Source organism: Streptomyces sp. NPDC091649 (assembly GCF_044756785.1).
Lineage (GTDB): Bacteria > Actinomycetota > Actinomycetes > Streptomycetales > Streptomycetaceae > Streptomyces.
In genome coordinates, this window is sequence record NZ_JBIVTR010000008.1 from 144053 (window position 1) to 164837 (window position 20785).

15 protein-coding genes, 1 other RNA gene and 3 pseudogenes are annotated in these 20785 nt (G+C 74.2%); 12 read left to right on the forward strand and 7 right to left on the reverse strand.

The window, feature by feature from the left end; translation table 11 throughout:
• Positions 1–9: 9 nt before the first annotated feature.
• The 5 genes and pseudogenes from ACIQMU_RS16540 to ACIQMU_RS16560 form a co-directional block, all read left to right on the forward strand.
• Positions 10–2013 (forward strand): thiolase C-terminal domain-containing protein, encoded by a 2004-nt coding sequence (locus tag ACIQMU_RS16540; protein ID WP_402689076.1) that lies wholly within the window; start codon positions 10–12, stop codon positions 2011–2013.
• Positions 2014–2198: 185 nt separating this feature from the next.
• Positions 2199–3644 carry an MFS transporter gene (locus ACIQMU_RS16545; RefSeq protein WP_352242348.1) on the forward strand — a complete coding sequence of 482 codons (1446 nt, stop codon included), beginning with the start codon at positions 2199–2201 and terminating at the stop codon, positions 3642–3644.
• 268 nt (positions 3645–3912) lie between these two features.
• Positions 3913–4766: pseudogene (locus ACIQMU_RS16550) on the forward strand (MaoC/PaaZ C-terminal domain-containing protein).
• 68 nt (positions 4767–4834) lie between these two features.
• A complete protein-coding gene (locus ACIQMU_RS16555; RefSeq protein WP_402689077.1) occupies positions 4835–5911 on the forward strand; it encodes a Zn-dependent alcohol dehydrogenase in 1077 nt (358 codons plus the stop codon).
• A 34-nt stretch (positions 5912–5945) separates the two neighbouring features.
• Positions 5946–6137 (forward strand): annotated as a pseudogene (locus tag ACIQMU_RS16560) (short chain dehydrogenase); the annotation flags it as partial.
• A gap of 444 nt (positions 6138–6581) precedes the next feature.
• Here ACIQMU_RS16560 and ACIQMU_RS16565 read toward each other — a convergent pair.
• On the reverse strand, positions 6582–7904 hold the full coding sequence (locus ACIQMU_RS16565) for a hypothetical protein (protein WP_402689078.1): 1323 nt from the start codon (positions 7902–7904) through the stop codon (positions 6582–6584).
• 212 nt (positions 7905–8116) lie between these two features.
• Between ACIQMU_RS16565 and ACIQMU_RS16570 the strand changes: the two genes are divergently transcribed.
• From ACIQMU_RS16570 to ACIQMU_RS16585, 4 genes are all read left to right on the forward strand, one after another.
• Positions 8117–9160, forward strand: coding sequence for an iron-siderophore ABC transporter substrate-binding protein (locus ACIQMU_RS16570; protein WP_352242352.1), 1044 nt, complete (start codon positions 8117–8119; stop codon positions 9158–9160).
• A gap of 214 nt (positions 9161–9374) precedes the next feature.
• A complete protein-coding gene (locus ACIQMU_RS16575) occupies positions 9375–10211 on the forward strand; it encodes a Nif3-like dinuclear metal center hexameric protein (protein WP_352242353.1) in 837 nt (278 codons plus the stop codon).
• Positions 10208–10951, forward strand: coding sequence for a C4-type zinc ribbon domain-containing protein (locus tag ACIQMU_RS16580; RefSeq protein ID WP_352242461.1), 744 nt, complete (start codon positions 10208–10210; stop codon positions 10949–10951). The genes ACIQMU_RS16575 and ACIQMU_RS16580 overlap by 4 nt, the downstream gene beginning before the upstream one ends.
• Entirely contained in the window at positions 10951–12369 is a 1419-nt protein-coding gene (locus ACIQMU_RS16585) for a bifunctional RNase H/acid phosphatase (RefSeq protein ID WP_352242354.1), read from the forward strand. The genes ACIQMU_RS16580 and ACIQMU_RS16585 overlap by 1 nt, the downstream gene beginning before the upstream one ends.
• A 76-nt stretch (positions 12370–12445) precedes the next feature.
• Here ACIQMU_RS16585 and eda read toward each other — a convergent pair whose 3' ends face one another.
• Both eda and yaaA read right to left on the reverse strand, forming a co-directional pair.
• Positions 12446–13096, reverse strand: coding sequence for a bifunctional 4-hydroxy-2-oxoglutarate aldolase/2-dehydro-3-deoxy-phosphogluconate aldolase (gene eda / locus ACIQMU_RS16590; RefSeq protein ID WP_352242355.1), 651 nt, complete (start codon positions 13094–13096; stop codon positions 12446–12448).
• A gap of 188 nt (positions 13097–13284) precedes the next feature.
• The gene (gene yaaA / locus ACIQMU_RS16595) at positions 13285–14085 is read right to left on the reverse strand and encodes a peroxide stress protein YaaA (protein WP_352242356.1); all 801 of its coding nucleotides are present in this window, start codon (positions 14083–14085) and stop codon (positions 13285–13287) included.
• Between the two features lie 258 nt (positions 14086–14343).
• Between yaaA and ACIQMU_RS16600 the strand changes: the two genes are divergently transcribed.
• Positions 14344–15819, forward strand: coding sequence for an RNB domain-containing ribonuclease (locus tag ACIQMU_RS16600; protein WP_402689079.1), 1476 nt, complete (start codon positions 14344–14346; stop codon positions 15817–15819).
• A gap of 219 nt (positions 15820–16038) precedes the next feature.
• Here ACIQMU_RS16600 and ACIQMU_RS16605 read toward each other — a convergent pair.
• Positions 16039–16215: pseudogene (locus tag ACIQMU_RS16605) on the reverse strand (MerR family transcriptional regulator); the annotation flags it as partial.
• 137 nt (positions 16216–16352) lie between these two features.
• Between ACIQMU_RS16605 and rnpB the strand changes: the two are divergent.
• Positions 16353–16762: RNase P RNA component class A (gene rnpB, locus ACIQMU_RS16610), an RNA gene on the forward strand.
• A gap of 29 nt (positions 16763–16791) precedes the next feature.
• Here the strand turns inward: rnpB and ACIQMU_RS16615 are convergent.
• Positions 16792–17196 carry a hypothetical protein gene (locus ACIQMU_RS16615; RefSeq protein WP_402689080.1) on the reverse strand — a complete coding sequence of 135 codons (405 nt, stop codon included), beginning with the start codon at positions 17194–17196 and terminating at the stop codon, positions 16792–16794.
• 218 nt (positions 17197–17414) lie between these two features.
• On the opposite strand from ACIQMU_RS16615, the gene ACIQMU_RS16620 reads away from it, so the two are divergent.
• Positions 17415–17951 (forward strand): GNAT family N-acetyltransferase, encoded by a 537-nt coding sequence (locus tag ACIQMU_RS16620; protein ID WP_402689081.1) that lies wholly within the window; start codon positions 17415–17417, stop codon positions 17949–17951.
• 124 nt (positions 17952–18075) lie between these two features.
• Here the strand turns inward: ACIQMU_RS16620 and ACIQMU_RS16625 are convergent, their stop codons facing one another.
• Positions 18076–18978, reverse strand: a complete 903-nt coding sequence (locus tag ACIQMU_RS16625) for a glycosyltransferase (RefSeq protein ID WP_352242360.1) — start codon at positions 18976–18978, stop codon at positions 18076–18078.
• 304 nt (positions 18979–19282) lie between these two features.
• Entirely contained in the window at positions 19283–20767 is a 1485-nt protein-coding gene (locus tag ACIQMU_RS16630; RefSeq protein ID WP_402689082.1) for an MFS transporter, read from the reverse strand.
• Positions 20768–20785 lie beyond the last annotated feature (18 nt).

Genomic DNA, 20785 nt, shown 5'->3' on the forward strand with positions numbered 1-20785 from the left:
CCCAAGTGTGTGCATGGTGAACACTTCCGGGCGGTCCGCTATTCCGGTCCCGATCCGGTCGTCTCCGCCTCGCTGCCCGGCCCGTACCTCGCGACCACGCTCACCTCCGCCGTGCTGCACCGCGCGGTGGCCGCCGGGTCCGGGGCGCTGGGCGGCCCGCTCCGGGAACTCGCGGCGGGGGGCCGCACCGCCGCCCTCGCCCTCGCGCCCGGCACCCTCACCGCCACCCCGGACCGGGGCGGCCACCGGCTGGACGGCGCCGCCCCGCCGGTCCTCTCCGCCGACGCGGCCGAACTGCTCCTGCTGCCCGCCGCCACGCCCCACGGCGAGCGCTGGTTCCTCGTGGACGCCGGGGCGAAGGGGCTCCTCGTGCGTCCGCACCGCAGCGTCGACCCGACCCGCCCCACCGCCGGGGTGCGCGCCGATGCCGTCCACGTACCGGCCCGCCGGGCGGTGGCGGTGGACGACCCGGCGCTCGTCGGCGACCTGGCCGCCGTGCTCCTGGCCGCCGACGCCTGTGGAACCGCCGCCCGGAGCCTCGACACCGCCGTCGCGCACGCCGCCGTACGCGAGCAGTTCGGGCGGCCCGTCGGAGCGTTCCAGGCGGTCAAGCACCTCTGCGCCGACATGCTCGTCCGCCTCGAACAGGCCCGCGCCCTCACCTGGGACGCCGCCCGCGCCGCCGGCGCATGTGCCCCTGCCGCCGGCGAGCCCGACGCGGCGGGTTCCGGCGGCGGACCCGGCCGCTCCGGCGGCCGGGGTGCCCGGACGCGCGGGCTCGCCGCCGCGCTGGCCGCCGCCACCGCGCCCGAGGCCGCGTACACCTGCGCCAAGGACGCCATCCAGGTCCTCGGCGGCATCGGCTTCACCTGGGAACACGACGCCCACCTCCAGTTGCGCCGGGCCGTCCTCGCCCGCCAGCTCCTCGGCTCCGCCGACACGCACCGGCTGCGCGCCGCCCGCCTCGCCGAGGGCGGAGCCCGCCGCGAACTCGCCCTGGAACTCCCCGCCGACGCGGCCCGCCACCGCGCCGAGGCCCGCCCCCGCCTCGCCGCCGCCCGAGGGCTGGCGCCGGCCGAGGCCCGCCACGTCCTCGCCGCCACCGGCTACGCCGCCCCGCACCTCCCCGCCCCGTACGGGCTGGGCGCCGGCCCCGTACAACAGCTGGCGATCCAGCGGGAGTCGAGGGAACAGGGCATCCGGCTCAGCGACCTGTCCATCGCCACCTGGGTGGTGCCGTCCCTGCTCGCGTACGGCACCGAGGAGCAGCGCGAGCGCTATCTGCCGGCCACCCTGCGCGGCGACCTCCAGTGGTGCCAGCTGTTCTCCGAGCCCGAGGCCGGGTCCGACCTCGCCGCGCTGCGCACCCGCGCCGTCCGGACCGAGGAGGGGTGGCGGATCACCGGGCAGAAGGTCTGGACGAGTGCCGCCCGCACCGCCGACCACGGCATCCTGCTGGCGCGCACCGACCCGGACGCCCGCAGGCACCGCGGGCTCACCTACTTCCTGGTCGACATGAAGAACACCGAAGGCATCGACATCCGCCCGCTGAAGGAGATCACCGGCGAAGCCCTCTTCAGCGAGGCGTCCTTCGCCTCCGGCAGCTGCATCGACGCGGTGGGGGCTCCGATGTCCCGGTCCGCCGCCCGGCAGGTGTACGCGGCCTCCGGCCTCGGCCCGGACGATCTCGACGTCATCGAGCTGCACGACTGCTTCTCCGTCAACGAGCTCCTCACCTACGAGGCGCTGGGCCTGTGCGGTGAGGGGGAGTCCGGCGAGCTCGTCGAGTCCGGGGCGACCACCTACGGCGGGCGGTGGGTCGTGAACCCGTCCGGCGGGCTGATCTCCAAGGGCCATCCGCTGGGCGCCACCGGGCTCGCCCAGGCCGCCGAGCTGACCTGGCAACTGCGCGGTGAGGCCGGGGCCCGCCAGGTCCCCGGCGCACGAACGGCGCTCGCCCACAACATCGGCCTGGGCGGCGCGGCGGTGGTCACCCTGCTGCGTCGCGGCTGAGACGCCGGGAGGCGCGGGGCCGGGGGCGGGGGCGCGCGGGGCGTAAAGCTGGGGGCTCGGGGCCCGATGCCCCGACCCGGGACCCGACGCCCCGACCCGGGACCCGACGCCCCGACCCGGGGCCCCGTCCCGGGACCGAGATCCCGACCGATACCCGATGTACGGGCCGCTCGCCGCCTGGGACCATGACCTTCATGCCTGACGTCTCCGCGCCCGTCTCCGCCCCGTCGAACACCTCCCGAATACGGCCCAGCACCTGGGCCGTCGTGCTCGCCGCCTGTACCGGCCAGTTCCTCGTCGTCCTCGACGTCTCCGTCGTCAACGTGGCCCTGCCCTCCATGCGGGCCGACCTCGGGCTGAGCGCCGGGGGCCTCCAGTGGGTCGTCAACGCCTACTCGATCGCGTTCGCCGGGTTCATGCTCCTGGGCGGGCGGGCCGCCGACATCTACGGGCGCAAGCTGATGTTCCTCGTCGGGCTCGGCCTCTTCACCGCCGCCTCCCTCGCCGGCGGCCTCGCCCAGGAAGGCTGGCAGCTCCTCGCCGCCCGCGCCGCACAGGGCCTCGGGGCCGCCGTCCTCGCCCCGGCCACCCTCACCATTCTCACGGCGGCCGTGCCCGAGGGCCCGGCCCGGACGAAGGCGATCGGTACCTGGATGGCCGTCGGTGCGGGTGGCGGTGCGGCCGGCGGGCTCATCGGCGGGGTCCTCACCGACACCCTGTCCTGGCGCTGGGTCCTCCTGATCAACGTGCCCATCGGGGCCCTCGTCCTGGTCGCCGCCGCCCTGCGGATCACCGAGGGCCGCGCGGGCGACCGCCGCCGGATCGACTTCCTGGGCGCGGTCCTCGTCACCGGGGGCCTCGCCGCCGTCGCGTACGGCGTCGTCCAGACCGAGGCCGAGGGCTGGACGGCCGAGGCCACCCTCGTGCCGCTGCTCTCCGGCGTCGCGCTGCTGGCGGCCTTCGTACTGGTCGAGGCGCGGACCGCCGTCCCGCTCATCCCGCTGCGCGTGTTCTCCGTACGGGCTGTGTCCTCGGCCAACGTGTCGATGCTCCTCATGGGGTCGGCGACCTTCTCCATGTGGTACTTCATGACCGTGTACGCCCAGAACGTCCTGGGCTACACGCCGTTGTGGGCCGGTCTCGCGCTGATGCCGACCTCGGCCGCCGTCATCATCGGCTCCAAGCTCGCCCCCCGCCTCATGGTGCGCACCGGGGCGAAGACACTCGCCGTCGCCGGCGTCCTGATCACGGCCGCGGGCTTCGGCTGGCAGTCCACGATGGGCGTGGAGGGCTCCTACCTCACCGCGATCTGTCTGCCCGGCATCCTGATGATGGCCGGGGCCGGCCTCGCCTCCACCCCGCTCGCCACCCTCGCCACCTCCGGCGCGGACCCGGGCGACGCCGGACTCGTCTCGGGCCTGGTCAACACCTCCCGCACGATGGGCGGTGCGCTGGGCCTCGCGGTGCTCTCCACGGTCGCCGCGGCGCGCACCGCGGGATCCGGAGACGCCGCCGAGATCACCGCCGGATACGCGCTCGCCTTCCGCACGGCGAGCGGGGTGCTGCTGGCCGGAGTGATCGTGATGCTGCTCTGGCTGCCGAACCACCGCACGCCGAGGCCCGCCGCGTAGCCGGCGGGCCGGAGGAGCACGGACCGCACGGGCCCGGCCCCGCGCGGTCGGGCCGGTCCTCGGAAAGGCCGCCGCCGATCACCGATCTGACGTGATGTCAGTCTTCCCGACTTCCGTGGCCTGCGTTATACATGGGTCATCGGCTAGAACGCGTTCTAGAAGGGGCGCGCGCCCTGCCGGTCACCGCACGACCTCGGTGCGGCCTACGGTGCGGACGGCCGTGCCGGGGTCTTCCCGCCACCAAGGACCATCAAGGAGCGGCTCCGTCATGCCCATTGACGCCCGGGCGGCACTCGCCGCCGAACCCCGCCGAGCCGAGATCGGCTGGGACCGCAAGGACGTCCAGCTCTACCACCTGGGTCTCGGCGCGGGCAGCCCCGCCACCGACCCCGACGAACTGCGCTACACCCTGGAGTCCCGGCTCCAGGTCCTGCCGAGCTTCGCCACCGTGGCGGGTGCGGGCACGGCCGCGTTCGGCGGCATGGGCGCGCAGGGGGTCGGCGTGGACCTGGCCGCAGTCCTGCACGGCGGGCAGACCGTACGCGTCCACCGCCCGATCCCGGTCACCGGCCGCGCCGTGCAGACCTCGAAGGTCGCGGCGGTGTACGACAAGGGCAAGGCCGCCCTCATCGTGCTGCGTACCGAGGCGGCCGACGGCGACGGGCCGCTGTGGACCAGTGACGCCCAGATCTTCGTACGGGGGGAGGGCGGCTTCGGAGGCGAGCGCGGGCCTCCGACCGGCTCCCTCCGCCTGACCGGGCTCCCGATCACACGGTCGAGCGGCCCGTCCGAGAGGACCAGGCGCTGCTCTACCGGCTCTCGGGGGACTGGAACCCGCTCCACGCCGACCCCGCCTTCGCGAAGCTGGCCGGCTTCGACCGGCCGATCCTGCACGGGCTGTGCACGTACGGCATGACCCTGAAGGCCGTCACCGACACCCTGCTGGACGGCGACGTCTCCCGGATCACCGCCTACCGCACCCGTTTCGCCGGAGTGGTCTTCCCCGGCGAGACCCTCCGCATCCGGATGTGGGCCGGGGGCGGCCGCGTCCAGGTGACGGTCGCCGCCGCCGAGCGGGACGACGCGCCGGTCCTCGCCGACACGGTCGTCGAACACTCCTGAACACTCCTGAGCATTCCTGAACACAGCAGCATCCTGATGTAGACGACGATGTGAGGGGAGCCGTACCCATGCGCGCAGCCGTACTGCACGAGACAGGCCAGGAGAAGCTCGAAGTCCTCGACGACGTCGAGGCGGTGGGCTTCGGCCCCGGAAAGGTCAGGCTCCGCATCCGCGCCACCGGTCTCTGCCACTCCGACGTCTCCGCGATGAGCGGCGTCCTTCCGCAGCCCGCCCCCTTCATCCCCGGTCACGAGGGTGCGGGCGAGGTCGTCGACATCGGCGACGGGGTGACCGGGCTGAGCGCCGGCGACCGGGTCCTCGTCTGCTGGCTGCCCGCCTGCGGCGCCTGCCCCTCCTGCAAGCGCGGCCAGACCCAGCTGTGCCTCGCCGGCTTCATGAACGCGGGAACCCCGAACTTCAAGCGCCCCGGCGGCGACCTCTTCGGCTTCGCCGGCACCGGGACCTTCACCGAGGAGGTCGTCGTCGGCGCGGGCTGCGCGGTGCCGATCCCCGACGACGTGCCGTTCGAGATCGCCGCCCTGATCGGCTGCGGGGTCACCACCGGCCTGGGCGCGGCGATCAACACCGCGATGGTGGAGGCCGGTTCGTCGGTCGCGGTGATCGGCTGTGGCGGCGTCGGCATCTCCACGATCCAGGGCGCCCGGGTCCGGGGGGCGGCCCAGATCATCGCCGTCGACCCGGTCGCCTCCCGCCGCGAGGCGGCCCTCCGCTTCGGCGCGACGGAGGCCGTCGCCCCCGACGGACTGGCCGACGCCAAGCAGCGGATCACCGGAGGAGAGGGCTTCGACTACGTCTTCGAGGTCGTCGGCAAGTCCGCCACCGCCCGCACCGCCTACGAGAACACCCGCCGCGGCGGCACCCTGTGCGTCGTGGGGGCCGGGGCCGTGGACGACACCTTCCAGGTCAACATGTTCGAGCTGTTCTTCGACGAGAAGCGCATCCTGCCGTCCATGTACGGCGGCGGGGACGTCCTGCGGTCCTACGGACGGGCCATCGCGCTCTGGCGGGCGGGCCGCATCGACCTGGAGTCGATGATCACCCACCGGGTGCGGCTGGACGGGGTCAACGACGCCCTGGACCAGATGCGTACGGGAGAGTCGCTGCGCACCTGCATCGAGATCTGAACCCGGCCGCCCACCCACGATGTTGAGGAATCCGATGGCACTTCCCCTCCCGCTGGACGGGCTGTCCGCGATCGTCACCGGCGCGGGTCGCGGCCTCGGCCGGGCCGAAGCCCTCGAACTGGCCCGCCTCGGCGCGGCCGTCGTCGTCAACGACTACGGGCAGCCGGGCCGCGACGGCTCCGGCGAGGCGTCCGCCGCCCCCGCGGAGGAGGTCGCCGCCGAAGTCCTCGGTCTGCAACGCCGGTAGCGCGGGGAGCGCACCGCAAGCGACCGAGGGCGCCCGGACGGCCCGGACGGGCGGGAGGGCCCGGCCCGGCGTGTCCGCCGGTCCGGGCCCTCCCGTCGTGCTGTCGTGCGTCTGCCGCGCGGCTCAGGCCGCCCTGGACTCCGCTTCGGCCGGCCGGCGGTGGCGACCGTGCGGCTGCACCGACGTGTTCTCCGCCGACGCACCCCCTCGGTGCCTTCCGGAACCACCGGTGCCGGCTCCCTCGTCCGCCCCCGTCGGGCGCTGCTGGGTCGTGTGGGTTCGCGCTTCGGACATGTGGGAAGTCACCCCGTTGTGTTCGCTTACTTGTGTCGCACCTACGTGTTGCGCAAGCCCCGCCACCGCCATCCGACGCGGTCACCGTCGGTACCCGCCCGGCACGGCCGCGTAGCCCGGACCCCGAGTTTAGTCAGGTGGAGCGGCCCGGTGCAGAGGCGCCTGCCCCAACGGAACGGGCTTACACACAGCAGGAGCGGCGACGGCGGCGGACGGTTCCGTTCCGCCCTCCCCGCCCCGCGTGCGGCCGGTCACGGAAGAGGGTTCCACATCCGCCGGGGCGTCCAGCATCGCCACGCCGCAGGGCGTCGCCCCGTTCGCGTACGGCAGGCGCAGCACCCCGTCCCGGGTCCAGTACCCGGCCCCCGGCGCCCAGCCCAGCGGAGCCGCGAACTGGTGCAGCCGCCGGTTTGCCGGGCGCCAGACGCCCACCCAGCTGCCCGCCGCCCCGTCGATCCGCAGCGCCACCGCACAGCTCTCCGGCATCAGCATCTGGCCCGGCTGCACCGCGAACGGCGTGACCGCCGCGTCCGCGAGGCGCAGACACTCCGGAAACCTGACCGGCAGACAGCTCCCCAGCACTCCCCAGCCCAGCCGGTCGTGGCCCGGGGCGTCGGAGCGGAGCAGCAGCAGCCCGCTGTCGGCGTCCGCGAGCAGCAGCCGGTCATCGCTCTCCGGCGCGATCTGGAGCAGCGGCGTCACCTCGCCCCGCCGGCCCAGGTCGACGGAGACCGCCTTGACCGGCCCGCCCCCCGGCGCCTGCCGGTCCAGCGCCAGCATCCGGCCCGCCCGGTCCAGCCACACCCCGCCCGAGCAGCGACCGGCAATCCGCGCGACCTCCTCGGGGCCGCTCGCTCCCCCCGCCACCAGCCAGAGCGACGCGTGATCCGCGCCGGCCGCCAGGGCGTACACGGACCGGCCGTCCGGCGACGGCGGCAGCAGCGTCGCCTCCGGGCACGCGACCGTGCCCAGCAGGAGTTCGCCGGTGCCCGGCCCCGTCGGGTAGAGCAGCGAGAACATCTGCCGGTCCGCCACCCGCCGCCGGATCAGCACCCGCCCGTCGGCGAGCGGGGCCACCTGGGCATCCGGCTCCTCGGGCTGGTCGAGTGGGAGGGGCACCGCGTACGGCTCCGGCCCGTCCAGCGTCCACCGCTCCGGGTACCAGGCGCGCTCGTCCGGCGGCCCGGGAGTCGCGGTCAGCCGGGCGGCATAGGCCCCGTCCGCGGTGAGCGTGAGGCCGCCGGGAAGCGGCGCGTCGCTGCATGGTGTCCCCGGGCCGCTCGCGGCGGGCGACACCCGGGCGGCCCCGCCCGCGGTGAGTCCGGGCAGGACGGCGTCGCCGGACCCCGCCGGTTCGGGTTCCGCTCCGGGCCCTGTCGTTCCGGGTTCCGTTCCGGGTTCCGCCGTCGTGGCGGCCCCGGCGGATCCGCCCTCGATGGCACAGGCAGTCATGGACTCGTCACCTCCGGCTACGAAAGCTAGTTTTCGCACTTCCAGCCGAACAACACGAGCCACCTCTCTTCACACATAAGGGTGGCGATGCCCGGATTTTCCTGAAGTGGAGGGGGTGGGTGTGCTGGTGGAGGTGGGCCTGTCTATGGTTAGGCGGCCCTAACCAAGAATCCGTGCCTTCTGTGCACGTACGTGGACACCTGGAGCAAGCGATGTCGCTTCGACCCCGCGGTACCGCCGCAGTAGCTTTGGCCGTGGCGGCCGCCCTCGCCCTGTCTGCCTGCGGGGGCGGTGGCGGCGGGGACGAGGACGCGGCGAAGTCCGACGCGGGCGGCGACAAGAAGGCCGCCGTCGCCACGGGCGGCAAGGACTTCGCGGACGCGGCGAAGAAGACGGCGGCGTACGGTACGGACGCCGCGGCCGGTGAGTTCCCCCGTACGGTCACCCACGCCATGGGGAAGACCGAGATCGAGTCCGCGCCCGAGCGTGTGGTCGTGCTGGACGTCGGCGAGCTCGACAACGTCGTGTCGCTGGGTCTGAAGCCGGTCGGCTACGCCCCCAGCGAGGGCGACGCGGCCCTCCCCTCGTACCTGGAGAAGGACGCGGGCGAGCCGAAGAGCGTCGGCACGATCAACAGCCTCAACCTGGAAGCCATCGCGGGCCTGAAGCCGGACCTGATCCTCGGCAGCCAGCTCCGCGCCGCGGACAAGTACGAGGAGCTGTCCAAGATCGCCCCCACCGTCTTCTCCATCCGGCCGGGCTTCACCTGGAAGGAGAACTACCTCCTCAACGCTCAGGCGCTGGACCGCACCGCGCAGGCGGAGTCGGCGCTCGACGCGTACAAGGAGAAGGCGCGCACGCTGGGCGAGGACATCGGCCCCGACAAGCCGACCGTCTCGATGGTCCGCTACATGCCCGACCGCCTCCGGCTCTACGCCAAGGCGTCGTTCATCGGCACGATCCTCGAAGACGTCGGTCTGCCGCGTCCTGAGAACCAGCAGATCGACGACCTCGCCGCCGAGATCAGCCCGGAGCGGATCGACGAGGCGGACGCCGACTGGATCTTCACCGGCGTCTACGGCGACCCGAAGGCCACCCAGCGCGACACCACCCGGTCCAACCCGCTGTGGAAGAACCTGAAGGCCGTCAAGGAGGGCCGGGCCAAGGACGTATCCGACGAGACCTGGTACCTGGGTCTCGGCGTCACGTCGGCCGGCCTGGTCCTCGACGACCTCCGCGCCGACCTGGTGAAGTGACGACCCCCGCGCCGGCCCCCGTTCCGGCCCGGTGAAGTGACGACCCCCGTTCCGGCCTCCGTGCCGGGCCGGTGGGGCATCGACCCCGGGCCGGTGAGGCGGTGGCCTCCGCGCCGGTCCGGTGACGTGACGATCGGTGTCCGGCCGCCGGTCCTGGTGTACAGGTCCGGCGGCCAGGGGCGACGGGCCACGCCGGACAGGTAGCCTTTCCCCCGTGCCCCGTCTGTCTGAAGTCATCGCCGCCCTCGATACCCTCTGGCCCCCCGAGCGGGCCGAGGGATGGGACGCGGTCGGGACGGTCTGCGGCGATCCGGACGCAAAGGTCGACCGGGTGCTGTTCGCCGTCGACCCGGTCCGCGAGATCGCGGACGAGGCCCTGGAGCTCGGCGCCCAGCTGATCGTCACCCACCACCCGCTCTATCTGCGCGGGACGACGACGGTCGCCGCCGACACCTCCAAGGGCCGGATCGTCCACACCCTCATCAAGCACGACATCGCGCTCCACGTCGCGCACACCAACGCCGACACCGCGGACCCCGGCGTCTCCGACGCCCTGGCCGGCGCCCTCGACCTGCGGATCACCGGCCCTCTCGTGCCGGACCCCACCGACCCCGGCGGCCGGCGCGGACTCGGCCGGATCTGCGAGCTGGACCACCCCGAGACCCTGGCCGCCTTCGCCGCCCGGGCCGCGGCCCGGCTCCCCGCCACCGCACAGGGCATCCGGACGGCCGGCGACCCGGAGGCGCTCGTGCGCACCGTCGCCGTCAGCGGAGGCTCCGGCGACAGCCTCTTCGACGCCGTGCGCGCCGCGGGCGTCGACGCCTTCCTCACCGCCGACCTGCGCCACCACCCGGCGTCCGAGGCAGTGCGGCACTCGCCGCTCGGCCTCGTCGACGCCGCGCACTGGGCCACCGAATGGCCCTGGTGCGAGCAGGCGGCGGCCCAGCTCGACGCGCTTTCCGACCGCCACGGATGGGACCTGCGGGTCCATGTCTCGAAGCAGGTCACCGACCCCTGGACCACCCACCATTCCTCTGGAGCCCCCAACTGAACGCCGCGCCCGCCGACCAGATCCGACTTCTCGACGTCCAGGCCCTCGACCTCCGTCTCGCCCAGCTCTCCCACAAGCGCGACTCGCTGCCGGAGCACGCCGAGATCGAGCAGCTCAGCAGCGACCTCGCCCAGCTGCGCGACCTGCTGGTCGCCTCCACCACCGAGGAGAGCGACACCACCCGCGAGCAGACCAAGGCCGAGCAGGACGTCGACCAGGTGCGCCAGCGCGCCGTCCGCGACCAGCAGCGCCTGGACTCCGGCGCGGTCTCCTCGCCCAAGGACCTGGAGAGCCTCCAGCGCGAGCTGACCTCGCTCGCCAAGCGCCAGGGCGACCTGGAGGACGTCGTCCTGGAGATCATGGAGCGCCGCGAGGGCGCCCAGGAGCGGGTGGCCGAGCTGACCGAGCGGGTCGCCGCCGTCCAGGCCAAGGTCGACGACGCCATCGCCCGCCGCGACGCCGCGACCGCCGAACTGGACGCCGAGGCCGCCACGGTGACCAAGGACCGCCAGGTCGTCGCCGACGTCATCCCCGCCGACCTGATGAAGCTGTACGACAAGCTCCGCGCCCAGCAGGGCGGCGTCGGCGCCGCCCGCCTCTACCAGCGCCGCTGCGAGGGCTGCCGCCTGGAGCTGAACATCACCGAGGTCAATGACGTGAAGGCCGCGTCCCCCGACACGGTGCTGCGCTGCGAGAACTGCCACCGCATCCTGGTCCGCACCTCGGAGTCGGGCCTGTAATGAGCACCGCTCGCCACCTCGTGGTCGAGGCCGACGGCGGCTCCCGGGGCAACCCGGGGCCCGCCGGATACGGTGCCGTCGTCATCGATCCGGCCACCGGCGAGCCCCTCGCCGAGGCAGCCGAGTACATCGGCGTCGCGACGAACAACGTCGCCGAGTACCGGGGCCTGATCGCCGGACTGACGGCCGCGAAGGCGCTGTACCCGGACGCGGGCGACGCCTTGCGGGTCCACGTCCGGATGGACTCCAAGCTGGTGGTCGAGCAGATGTCGGGGCGCTGGAAGATCAAGCACCCCGACATGAAGCCGTTGGCGGCCCGTGCCGCCGCGGTGCTGCCGCCGTCCTGCGTGACGTACGAGTGGATTCCCCGCGCGGAGAACAAGCACGCGGACCGGCTCGCCAACGAGGCGATGGACGCGGGCCGCGACGGCCGGCAGTGGGAGGCGTCCGGCTCGACGGCCGCCCTGGACGCCCCGGCCCGCACCGTGAGCAGCCCGCCTCCCGGCCAGGGCCCCCCGGGCGACCAGGCGGCGGGAGCGGCCAGGGCCCGTGCCGCCCTCGCGGCCGCGCGCGGCGCGGCCACCCCGGTGGCCGACACGCTTTTTCCGGTCCCGGAGGCCGGGGTGCCGGACACCACGGTCCCGGCCCCGCCGACGCCCGTGGAGCCGCCCGGCACCCCGCAGGGGACGCCCGGAGGCCGTACGGAGACGGCCGGCGCAGGTCCGGAGTCGGCTGAGGCCCGCCCGGAGGCGGCCGGCGTCCCCCGGGCCGGCTGGGGCTCGGGCCCCGACCTGGGCCCGCCCGCCACGCTGATCCTGCTCCGGCACGGCGAGACCGCCCTCACACCCGAGAAGCGGTTCTCCGGCAGCGGCGGCACCGACCCCGAGCTGTCCGCCACCGGCCGCGGCCAGGCCGAACGGGCCGCCGAGTACTTCGCCGCCCTGGGCGCCGTCCAGGAGATCGTCAGTTCGCCCTTGCGCCGCTGCCGTGAGACCGCCGCAGCCGTCGCCGCCCGCCTCGGCCTGGACGTGCGGATCGACGAGGGCCTGCGCGAGACGGACTTCGGCGCCTGGGAGGGGCTGACCTTCGGGGAGGTACGGGAACGGTACGGCGACGATCTCACCGCCTGGCTGGCCTCCACGGACACCGCCCCGACCGGCGGCGGTGAGAGCTTCGCGGAGGTGGCCGAGCGGGTGGCGGCCGCCCGGGACTCGGTCATCACCCGGTACGCGGGCCGCACGGTCCTGCTCGTCACCCACGTGACCCCGATCAAGACGCTCGTCCGGCTCGCCCTGGGGGCCCCGCCCGAGGCGGTGTTCAGGATGGAGCTGTCGGCGGCCTCGATCTCCACGGTCGCCTACTACGGGGACGGCAACGCCTCCGTGCGCCTGCTCAACGACACCTCTCACCTGCGCTGAGGGCCGACCCGTAATCCCCGGCGGACGGGCCCGCGTCGACGACGCTTCCCGCTCCTGGTCGTCCGTCCCCGCGCGATCAGGAGGCGAGCGTCGCGGCCTCGGCCGCCAGGCGGGCCACCCGGTCCCAGTCCTTCGCCGCCACCGCGTCGCCCGGGACCATCCAGCTGCCGCCGACGCAGCCGACGTTGGGCAGCGCGAGATACGACGGTGCGGAGGCGAGCGAGATGCCGCCGGTCGGACAGAACCTGGCCTGGGGGAGCGGCGCGGACAGGGCCTTCAGATAGGCCGTGCCGCCCGCCGCCTCGGCCGGGAAGAACTTCATCTCGCGCACCCCGCGCTCCAGCAGAGCCACCACCTCGGAAGTGGTCGAGACACCCGGCAGGAACGGCACTCCGGACGCCTTCATCGCGTCGAGCAGCGCGTCCGTCCACCCCGGACTGACCAGGAACCGGGCCCCGGCGTCGACGGTGTCCCGTACGTGCCGCGGCGAGAGCACCGTGCCCGCGCCGACCACCGCGCCCGGGACCTCCGCGGCCATGGCCCGGATCGACTCCAGCGCGGCCGGCGTCCGCAGCGTCACCTCGATGGCGGGGAGCCCGCCCGCCACCAGCGCCCGCGCCAGCGGCACCGCGTCGGCGGCGTCGTGCAGGACGACGACGGGGACGACGGGTGCGAGATCCAGCACGGAGGCGTCGGACGGGAGGGAAGGAACGGCAGAGGAGGTCATGAGGCCATCCTGCCGGGAGCAAGGCGCGATCTGCAACGACCGTTGCATGAGGCGCAACGCGATGCTTCCGGGTCACCGTGTGTGGGGGCGCCGCTCCCGAGCCGCCGCGCCGCGCCGCTTCCGGGGCAGTGCGGGCTCCCGAGCCGCCTCGCTCCCGGGGCAGTGCGGGCCGCTGCTTCCGGAGCCCGTCAGTGGATCTCGGTCACCACCACGTCCAGCGACCACGGCCGCCCCGCCCGCGCGGGGGCCTCGGCCTCGACGACGTACCCGAGGTCCCGCAACGCCTCCACCAACTGCGCCGGGCCCTGGGGCCGCGCGTCCGCCAGCAGCAGGTCACGCACCAGCCGGCCCTTGGTCGCCTTGTTGAAGTGGCTCACCACGGACCGCTTCTCCACCCCGTCCACCAGCCGGGAGTGCAGCACCCGCACGCTCGCCGTGCGCGCGGCTACCTCGCCCCGCGGCTTCCACGCCGCCGTGTACGCGGCGGACCGCAGGTCCAGGACGAGCCCGTCCCCGGCGGCCTCGGGCAGCACGGTTTCCATCGGGGCCCGCCAGTATGCGCCGAGCGCTCCGAGACCGGGGAGCTTCACCCCCATCGAGCAGCGGTACGGCGGGATCCGGTCGCCGATCCGGACCGCGCCCCACAGTCCGGAGAAGACCAGCAGGGAGGTGGCCGCCCGCTGCCGCGCGGCCGCCTCCAACGAGGCCAGGCCGAGGGCGTCGTAGAGCACGCCGGTGTACAGCTCCCCGGCCGGACGGGTCCCCGCGGTGCACAGCTCGGCGTTCTTGCCGACCTCGCCCCGCAGCCCCACGCTCAGACCCAGGACCTCGCGGGCCTTCTCCTCGTCCGCCCGGCACAGCTCCACCAGCTCCTCCAGCACCGCCGCGCGGGCCGGGGCGAGCCCGGGAAGCGACAGCGACTCCGGCTTCAGCGAAGCCCCGCGCCCCGAGGCGGCCTTTCCTTCGGAGGGCGGCAACAGCACGAGCACGGCGGTTCTCCTTCGTACGTACGGCACAAGCACGGACCCGGACGGCGTGCGGGCCCCCCGGGTCCTCGGCAAGGGTACGGCGACGGGCCCGCGCCGCTCCCCGTACGGCACGGGCCCCGCGCCGCTCCCCTCGTACGGCGACGGCCCCGCGCTCCCCGCACGGCGACGGCCGGGCCCCGCACGCCGGGCCGCGGCGGGTCCGCCCGGGCGGATGCCGCCCCGGATGCCGCCCGCCCGCGTCCGGCCTACGCTCGGTCCATGCCCCGCCGCCACCTGCGTATGACCGGCGCAGCCGACTGCTCGCTCGGGGCCGCCCTGCGGGCGCTGCGCACCGAACTGGACCTGCCCGGCGCCTTCCCGCCCGAGGCGCTGGCGGAGGCGGCTGAGGGCGCGCGGGCCCCGGACCTGTCGGCCCACGAGGACGCCACGGACCTGCCGTTCCTCACCATCGATCCGCCCGCCTCCACGGACCTCGACCAGGCGATGCACCTGGAGCGCCGCCCCCACGGCTTCCGGGTGCACTACGCCATCGCGGACATCGCCGCGTATCTCCGGCCGGGCGGCGCGCTCGACGCCGAGGCCCACCGCCGCGCCACCACCCTCTACTTCCCCGACGACCGCATCCCCCTCCACCCCACCGTCCTGTCCGAAGGCGCCGCCAGCCTCCTCCCCGGCGCGACCCGCCCGGCCGCGCTGTGGCGGATCGACCTGGACGGCGACGGGCTTACCGTCGCCGCCGGCGTACGCCGGGCCCTGGTCCGCAGCCGCGCGAAACTCGACTACGCGGGCGTCCAGCGGCGGATCGACGCGGGCACCGCCGAGGAACCCCTCGCCCTGCTCCGGGACATCGGGCGGCTGCGCGAGGAACAGGAGCTGGCCCGGGGCGGCATCTCGCTCGACCTCCCCGAACAGGAGATCGTCCAACGGGACGGCTCCTACGGCCTCGCCTACCGCGCCCCGCTCCCCGCCGAGAGCTGGAACGCCCAGCTCTCCCTGCTCACCGGCATGGCCGCCGCCCGCCTCATGGCCGACACCGGGACCGGCATCCTGCGCACCCTGCCGATCGCTCCGGACGGAGCCGTCGCCCGGCTGCGGCGCTCCGCCCACGCCCTGCGCGTCGACTGGCCGCACCACGTGCCGTACGCCGAGGTCGTCCGCTCCCTCGACCCGGAGAAGGGCAACCACGCGGCGTTCCTCCTGGAGTGCACCACCCTGCTGCGCGGGGCGGGCTACACCGCCTTCGCCGACGGCGAACTCCCCGAGCCCGCCGTGCACGCGGCGGTCGCCGACCTCTACACGCACTGCACCGCACCGCTGCGCCGCCTGGTCGACCGGTACGCGTCCGAGCTCTGCCTCGCCGCGACCGCCGGCAAGGGACCCCCCGAGTGGGTACGGGAAGCGCTCCCCGCCCTCCCGAAGGAGATGGCGGAGGGCACGCGCCGCGCGGGCACCGTGGAGCGGGCCTCCGTCGACCTGGTCGAGGCGGCGTTGCTGGAGGGGCGCGTGGGCGAGCTCTTCGACGCGTACGTCGTCGACGTCGAGGACCGTGACCCCTCCGCCGGCACCGTCCACCTCCGAGAACCGGCGATCGTCGGCCGGATCGAGGGCGGCACGGCCCCGCTGCCGCTGGGGGAGCGGCTGCGGGTCCGGCTCACCCGGGCAGGCCCGGCATCGAAGGCGGTGCTGTTCGCTCCGGTCCGGGAGGAGACGGCGACGCCCGCCCGGGAGCCGTGAGCGCGGCGACCGCCGCCCGCGGGTCGTCGGCGTGGAAGCGAAGCGTCCTGGCGCTCCCGCGCCGGCCGAGCGGACGCACGAACTCGTGGGCGGAGCCTCCAGGAGCGCGGCCAGGACCTGCCGCCGCTCGTGGATCTCCCGCTCCTGGCGTGCCAGATCGGCGTCCAGCTCCCCGAGCACCTCCGCCAGCTCCCGCCCCGCGTCATCGGAGAGCACGTCCCGCACCTCGTCCAGGGAGAGCCCGATCTCCGTGAGCCGCCGGATGCGGGCCGGCAGTACGGCATCGCGGACGGTGTACGCCCGATAGCCGTTGGCCCGCCGGGCGGGCTCGGGCAGGAGGCCGATGTGGTGGTAGTGCCGGACGGTCCGGGAGGTGACTCCCACGAGCGCGGCGATCTCTCCGAGACGCGTGCGGCCAGTAGAAACGTTGACGCCGCGACAAGGTCAAGCTCCGGGCCCGCCGGGCGGCGACCGGGGCCGAGGGACCGGCAGGGCCGTCCGCCCGTACCCGGTAGGATGGTGATCACGGCAGACGAGCCGGGCGGACGGCCGCGTGAGGATCCTTCGGGACCCTCCCGAGGAACGTCCGGGCTCCACAGGGCAGGGTGGTGGCTAACGGCCACCCGGGGTGACCCGCGGGACAGTGCCACAGAAAACAGACCGCCCGGGACTTCGGTCGCGGGTAAGGGTGAAACGGTGGTGTAAGAGACCACCAGCGCCTGAGGTGACTCAGGCGGCTAGGTAAACCCCACCCGGAGCAAGGTCAAAAGGGGGAGCCCCGGCAACGGGACGCCCCTGCGTGAACGTTCGAGGGCTGCTCGCCCGAGTTCACGGGTAGACCGCACGAGGCCGGCAGCAATGCCGGCCCTAGATGGATGGCCGTCTCCCCGGCCGCCGCGAGGCGACCGGGAGACAGAACCCGGCGTACAGCCCGACTCGTCTGCCGGCACACGCCAAGGGCGTCCAGGCGTCTCACTCGTTCGGAGGCCCTTCCGCAGTCGGCGGCCCGGCCGGCCAGCGGTCGGTCAGTTCCTCCGCGTACACCTGGGAGAGCGGCTGCGGCCCCACGTACTGCTGGCAGTTGCACTGGCCGGCCTCGTAGCGCAGCGGCTTCTTGTTCTCGTCCCAGGCCGTCGGCACCTCGACCTGTTCGTGGCACCGGCCGCGCTTGTCGTGCTTGGCGAGATGGTGGGTGCACCCGCACACCGGCTCCGGCGGTTTGTGCGCGGTCTCGATCGCGAGCCGCTCCTGCTTCGCCGCCTCCAGCAGCTCCAGCTTCCGCTCGTGCCTGTTGCGCAGAGCGGTACGCGCGGTGTCGGCGGCCCAGGCGAAACCGCCGGTCCAGAAAATGATGAGCAGCCACCAGATCCAGTGCATCGAAGCGCTCCTCCCCCTGTGCCCCTGGCCGTTTCTCCGCCGGGCCGCACCGCAGTAGTAGATCAGCAATCGTGGACGGCCCTCAAGGCCGCCACGTCCTCCGCCACCCGGCGATCGACCGTATTTCGCCTGCGCACGGGACCCTCCGCGTGGTCTGCTGTCCGTGATCATCGTTCCGGGCCCGCACGGACTGGGCACCGGCCCTGAAGTGTGGAGTGATGCGGGTGGCGGAGAACGTGTACGCGGACGGGAGTACGGCACCGGGCGCGATACGGATACGCCGGGCGACGGCCGAGGACGCGGAGGCGGTGACGCGGGTCTTCCTGGACTCCCGGGCCGCCGCCATGCCGTATCTGCCCCGGGTTCACAGCGACGCGGACACTCTCGCGTGGATCACCCATGTCGTGCTGCCCACCAGCACCGCGGTGTGGGTGGCCGAAGAGGCGGGCGGCGCCCTGCTGGGGTTCGCCGTGCTCGCCGGGGACGACGAGCTGGACCACCTCTACCTGCGGCCCGGCTCGCTGCGGCAGGGGATCGGGAGCCGCCTGCTGGCGGAGGTGCGCGGAGCGGTCGACGGGCCGCTGAACCTGTACGTGTTCCAGCGCAACGCCGCCGCCCGCGCCTTCTACGAGCGGCACGGGTTCACCGCCGTCGCGTTCGACGACGGCGCCCGCAACGAGGAGATGGAGCCGGACGTGCTGTATCGCTGGGTGGCTGGGGAGGGCTCGCCGGTCGAGTCGGTCCGAGGAGGCTGACGCGGGGGCCCATGACGGTGCCCTTCTCGCCGTCGAGGGTGGCCGGGGGAGCCGCCGCATGACGCGTCGCGTCCGCGTCGAAGCGGTCGGGGGCGCATCTGACCCGCCGCCTCCCGGCGGCGGGTCAGATGACCGGCGGACGGCCCAGCCGCGTCATCTGCCACACCGTCGACCAGCGCATCGGGCGCCGCTCGCCGCACGGGGTCCGTACGCCCTCCGCGAAGCCGCCGGCCCAGGCGCGCAGCCCCTTCGCGTCGCGGGTGCGCGCGAGGGTGAGCAGGGTCCAGGTGCCGAGGTAGGCGGGGACCAGGGGGAGGGGCAGGTTGCGGCGGGCCAGCCAGACGCGGTTGCGGGCCGTCATCCGGTAGTAGACCGCGTGCCGGGCCGGGGACGTCTTGGGGTGCTGGAGCAGCAGCTCGGGCTCGTACAGCACCTTCCAGCCCGCGTCGAGGGCGCGCCAGGCGAGGTCGGTCTCCTCGTGGGTGAAGAAGAACTCGGCGGGCCACGGGCCCGTCTGCTCCAGCATCTTCATGGAGAACGCGTGGCCGCCGCCGAGGAAGGCCGTGACCGGGCCGCCGCGCATCGGGTCGCCCGCCCGCAGCCGGGGCACGTGCCGCCGCTGGGTCTCGCCGTGCTCGTCGGCGATCCGGAAGCCGACGATGCCGAGCCGGTCGTCGGCCGCGAAGTGGTCCCGTACCCGGCGGAAGACGTCCTTGTCGACCAGTAGCCCGTCGTCGTCGAGCTCGATCACCACGTCCACATCGCCGATCTCGGCGAGCCTGCGCAGACCGGCGTTCCGGCCGCCGGGGCAGCCGAGGTTCTCCGGCAGCTCGATGGTGGTCACCCCGCCGTCGAGGTCCTCCAGACCGGGGAACGCCGTGAAGTCCGGCAGTGTCGCGCCGTTGCCGATGATCACGAGCCGGGTGGGCCGGACGTCCTGCATGGCGACCGACGCCAGCAGCGCCTCGACCGCCTGCGGGCGGTCCCCCATGGTCACGATGGAAACGCCGATGCGTGGTGCGGACAAGATCGGTACTCCTGGGCTCGGCTGCCGTGCGGCTGCTGGTCGGCTGCGATGCCCGCGATCGTAACGCCTCGCTGTTCAGTTCGCCGTCGCCGCCCGGCCATCCGCACGCCGGCCGGCGTTCAGCGGGGCGCACGCGGCCCCGTCCGTCGCCGTTCCCGCGCCGCGTCCGTTCCCGTACCGCCTCCGGTCCCGCGCCCTGTCCGGTCCGGCACCGCTCTCGGTCCCGCACCGCTCGCGGCCTCGGAGTCCGCTTCCGGAGCCCGGCCCACTGGGGGCCCGGTCCCGGCCCCGGTCGCGCCCCGGCTCACGTGTCCGCCGCCGTCCGCTTCCCTTCCGCCAGGAAGTACCCGGCGAGCAGTGCGCCGGCCAGGACGAGGGCGGAGTTCACGAGGATGGCGGTGGAGACGCCGGACAGTACCGCGTCCGGTCCGCTCGCGGCTCCCGTCCGGGCGGTGACGATCGCGCTCATCACCGGAATGCCGAGGGCGATGCCGACCTGCTGGGTCATCGTCGCCAGCCCGGTGGCCCGTCCCTGCTCAGCGTCGGGCAGGCCCGAGGTGGCCGTGACCATGAAGCCGACGATCATCAGCATGTTGCCCACGCCGCCGACGAAGGTCGCCGCCAGCAGAAGCCAGATCCAGGTGCCGGACGTGCCGAGCGCAACGAGGGAGACGGTGGCGACGGCCTGGACGGCCCCGCCCAGCACGATGGCGCGCCGGTTGCCGAACCGGCCCACCGCGCGCCCGCCGAGCACCCCGCCGATGACGGTGCCGACGCCCAGCACGCCGAACGCCAGGCCGGTGGCCAGCGGGGAGTAGCCGAGGACTTCCTGGAGGTACAGGGTGAGCAGGAACACCAGCGAGGTTTCGGTGGCGAAGGCGATCAGCCCGGCGGTGTTGCCCCAGACGACACTCCGCCGCTTCAGGATGTGCGTCGGGACGAGCGGTGCGGCGGCCCGCTGCTCGATGCGGACGAAGGCGATCAGGAGGGTCGAGCCGGCGGCCAGGGCGGCCAGCGTGGTGGGGGCGGTCCAGCCGGTCTCGCCGGCCTGGGTGAGCCCGAGGACGAGCAGCAGCAGCCCGCCGGTGACGGTGACCGCGCCGGGCACGTCCAGCCGGGGCCGCCGTTCCGGCCGGGAATCGGTGATGACGGACGGGGCCAGAATCACGACCAGGGCGGCGACCGGTACGTTGATGAAGAAGGCCCAGCGCCAGGAGAGCAGGTCCGTCAGGAGGCCGCCGAGGATGGCTCCGGCGGTGAATCCGGCCGACATCAGGGCGCCGTTGAGCCCCAGCGCCCGTTCGCGCGACGGGCCCTCCGCGAAGGCGGTGGTCAGCAGCGCGAGTCCGGCGGGGGTGACGGCCGCGGTGGCCAGGCCCTGGAGCACCCGGGCGGTGAGCAGGACCTCGGGCGAGGTGGCGAGGCCGCCGAGCGCGGAGGAGAGTCCGAGGACGGCCATGCCGCCGATGAACAGGTTCTTGCGGCCGACGAGGTCGGCGACGCGGCCGAAGAGCAGCGTGAATCCGGCCGCGGCGAGTGCGAAGGACGTGGCGATCCACTGGAGGTGGGCGAGGGAGAAGCCGAGCCCCTCCCCGACGACGGGCAGGGCCACGTTCAGGATCGAGAAGTCCACCGCGATCATGAACTGGGAACCGAGCAACAAGGCCAGGACGAGCCTCTGGCGGCTCGTCATGCGCGGGCCGGGAGTGCCGTGGCCGGCGACGGCCGGGCCGGCCGGCCCGCCGGGTGTGGCGGCCGTGGACGAGGGGGCCGAGGGGGTGGTGGGCATGGCAGGGGTGCCTTCCTG

What these genes read in the sequence shown, in the direction of transcription:
- ACIQMU_RS16615 (WP_402689080.1), bottom strand. Translation starts at nt 17,196, where the DNA reads ATGCACTGGATCTGGTGGCTGCTCATCATTTTCTGGACCGGCGGTTTC.
- ACIQMU_RS16630 (WP_402689082.1), bottom strand. Translation starts at nt 20,767, where the DNA reads ATGCCCACCACCCCCTCGGCCCCCTCGTCCACGGCCGCCACACCCGGC.
- eda (WP_352242355.1), bottom strand. Translation starts at nt 13,096, where the DNA reads ATGACCTCCTCTGCCGTTCCTTCCCTCCCGTCCGACGCCTCCGTGCTG.
- ACIQMU_RS16545 (WP_352242348.1), top strand. Translation starts at nt 2,199, where the DNA reads ATGACCTTCATGCCTGACGTCTCCGCGCCCGTCTCCGCCCCGTCGAAC.
- ACIQMU_RS16585 (WP_352242354.1), top strand. Translation starts at nt 10,951, where the DNA reads ATGAGCACCGCTCGCCACCTCGTGGTCGAGGCCGACGGCGGCTCCCGG.
- ACIQMU_RS16555 (WP_402689077.1), top strand. Translation starts at nt 4,835, where the DNA reads ATGCGCGCAGCCGTACTGCACGAGACAGGCCAGGAGAAGCTCGAAGTC.
- ACIQMU_RS16570 (WP_352242352.1), top strand. Translation starts at nt 8,117, where the DNA reads ATGTCGCTTCGACCCCGCGGTACCGCCGCAGTAGCTTTGGCCGTGGCG.
- ACIQMU_RS16565 (WP_402689078.1), bottom strand. Translation starts at nt 7,904, where the DNA reads ATGACTGCCTGTGCCATCGAGGGCGGATCCGCCGGGGCCGCCACGACG.
- ACIQMU_RS16600 (WP_402689079.1), top strand. Translation starts at nt 14,344, where the DNA reads ATGCCCCGCCGCCACCTGCGTATGACCGGCGCAGCCGACTGCTCGCTC.
- ACIQMU_RS16620 (WP_402689081.1), top strand. Translation starts at nt 17,415, where the DNA reads ATGCGGGTGGCGGAGAACGTGTACGCGGACGGGAGTACGGCACCGGGC.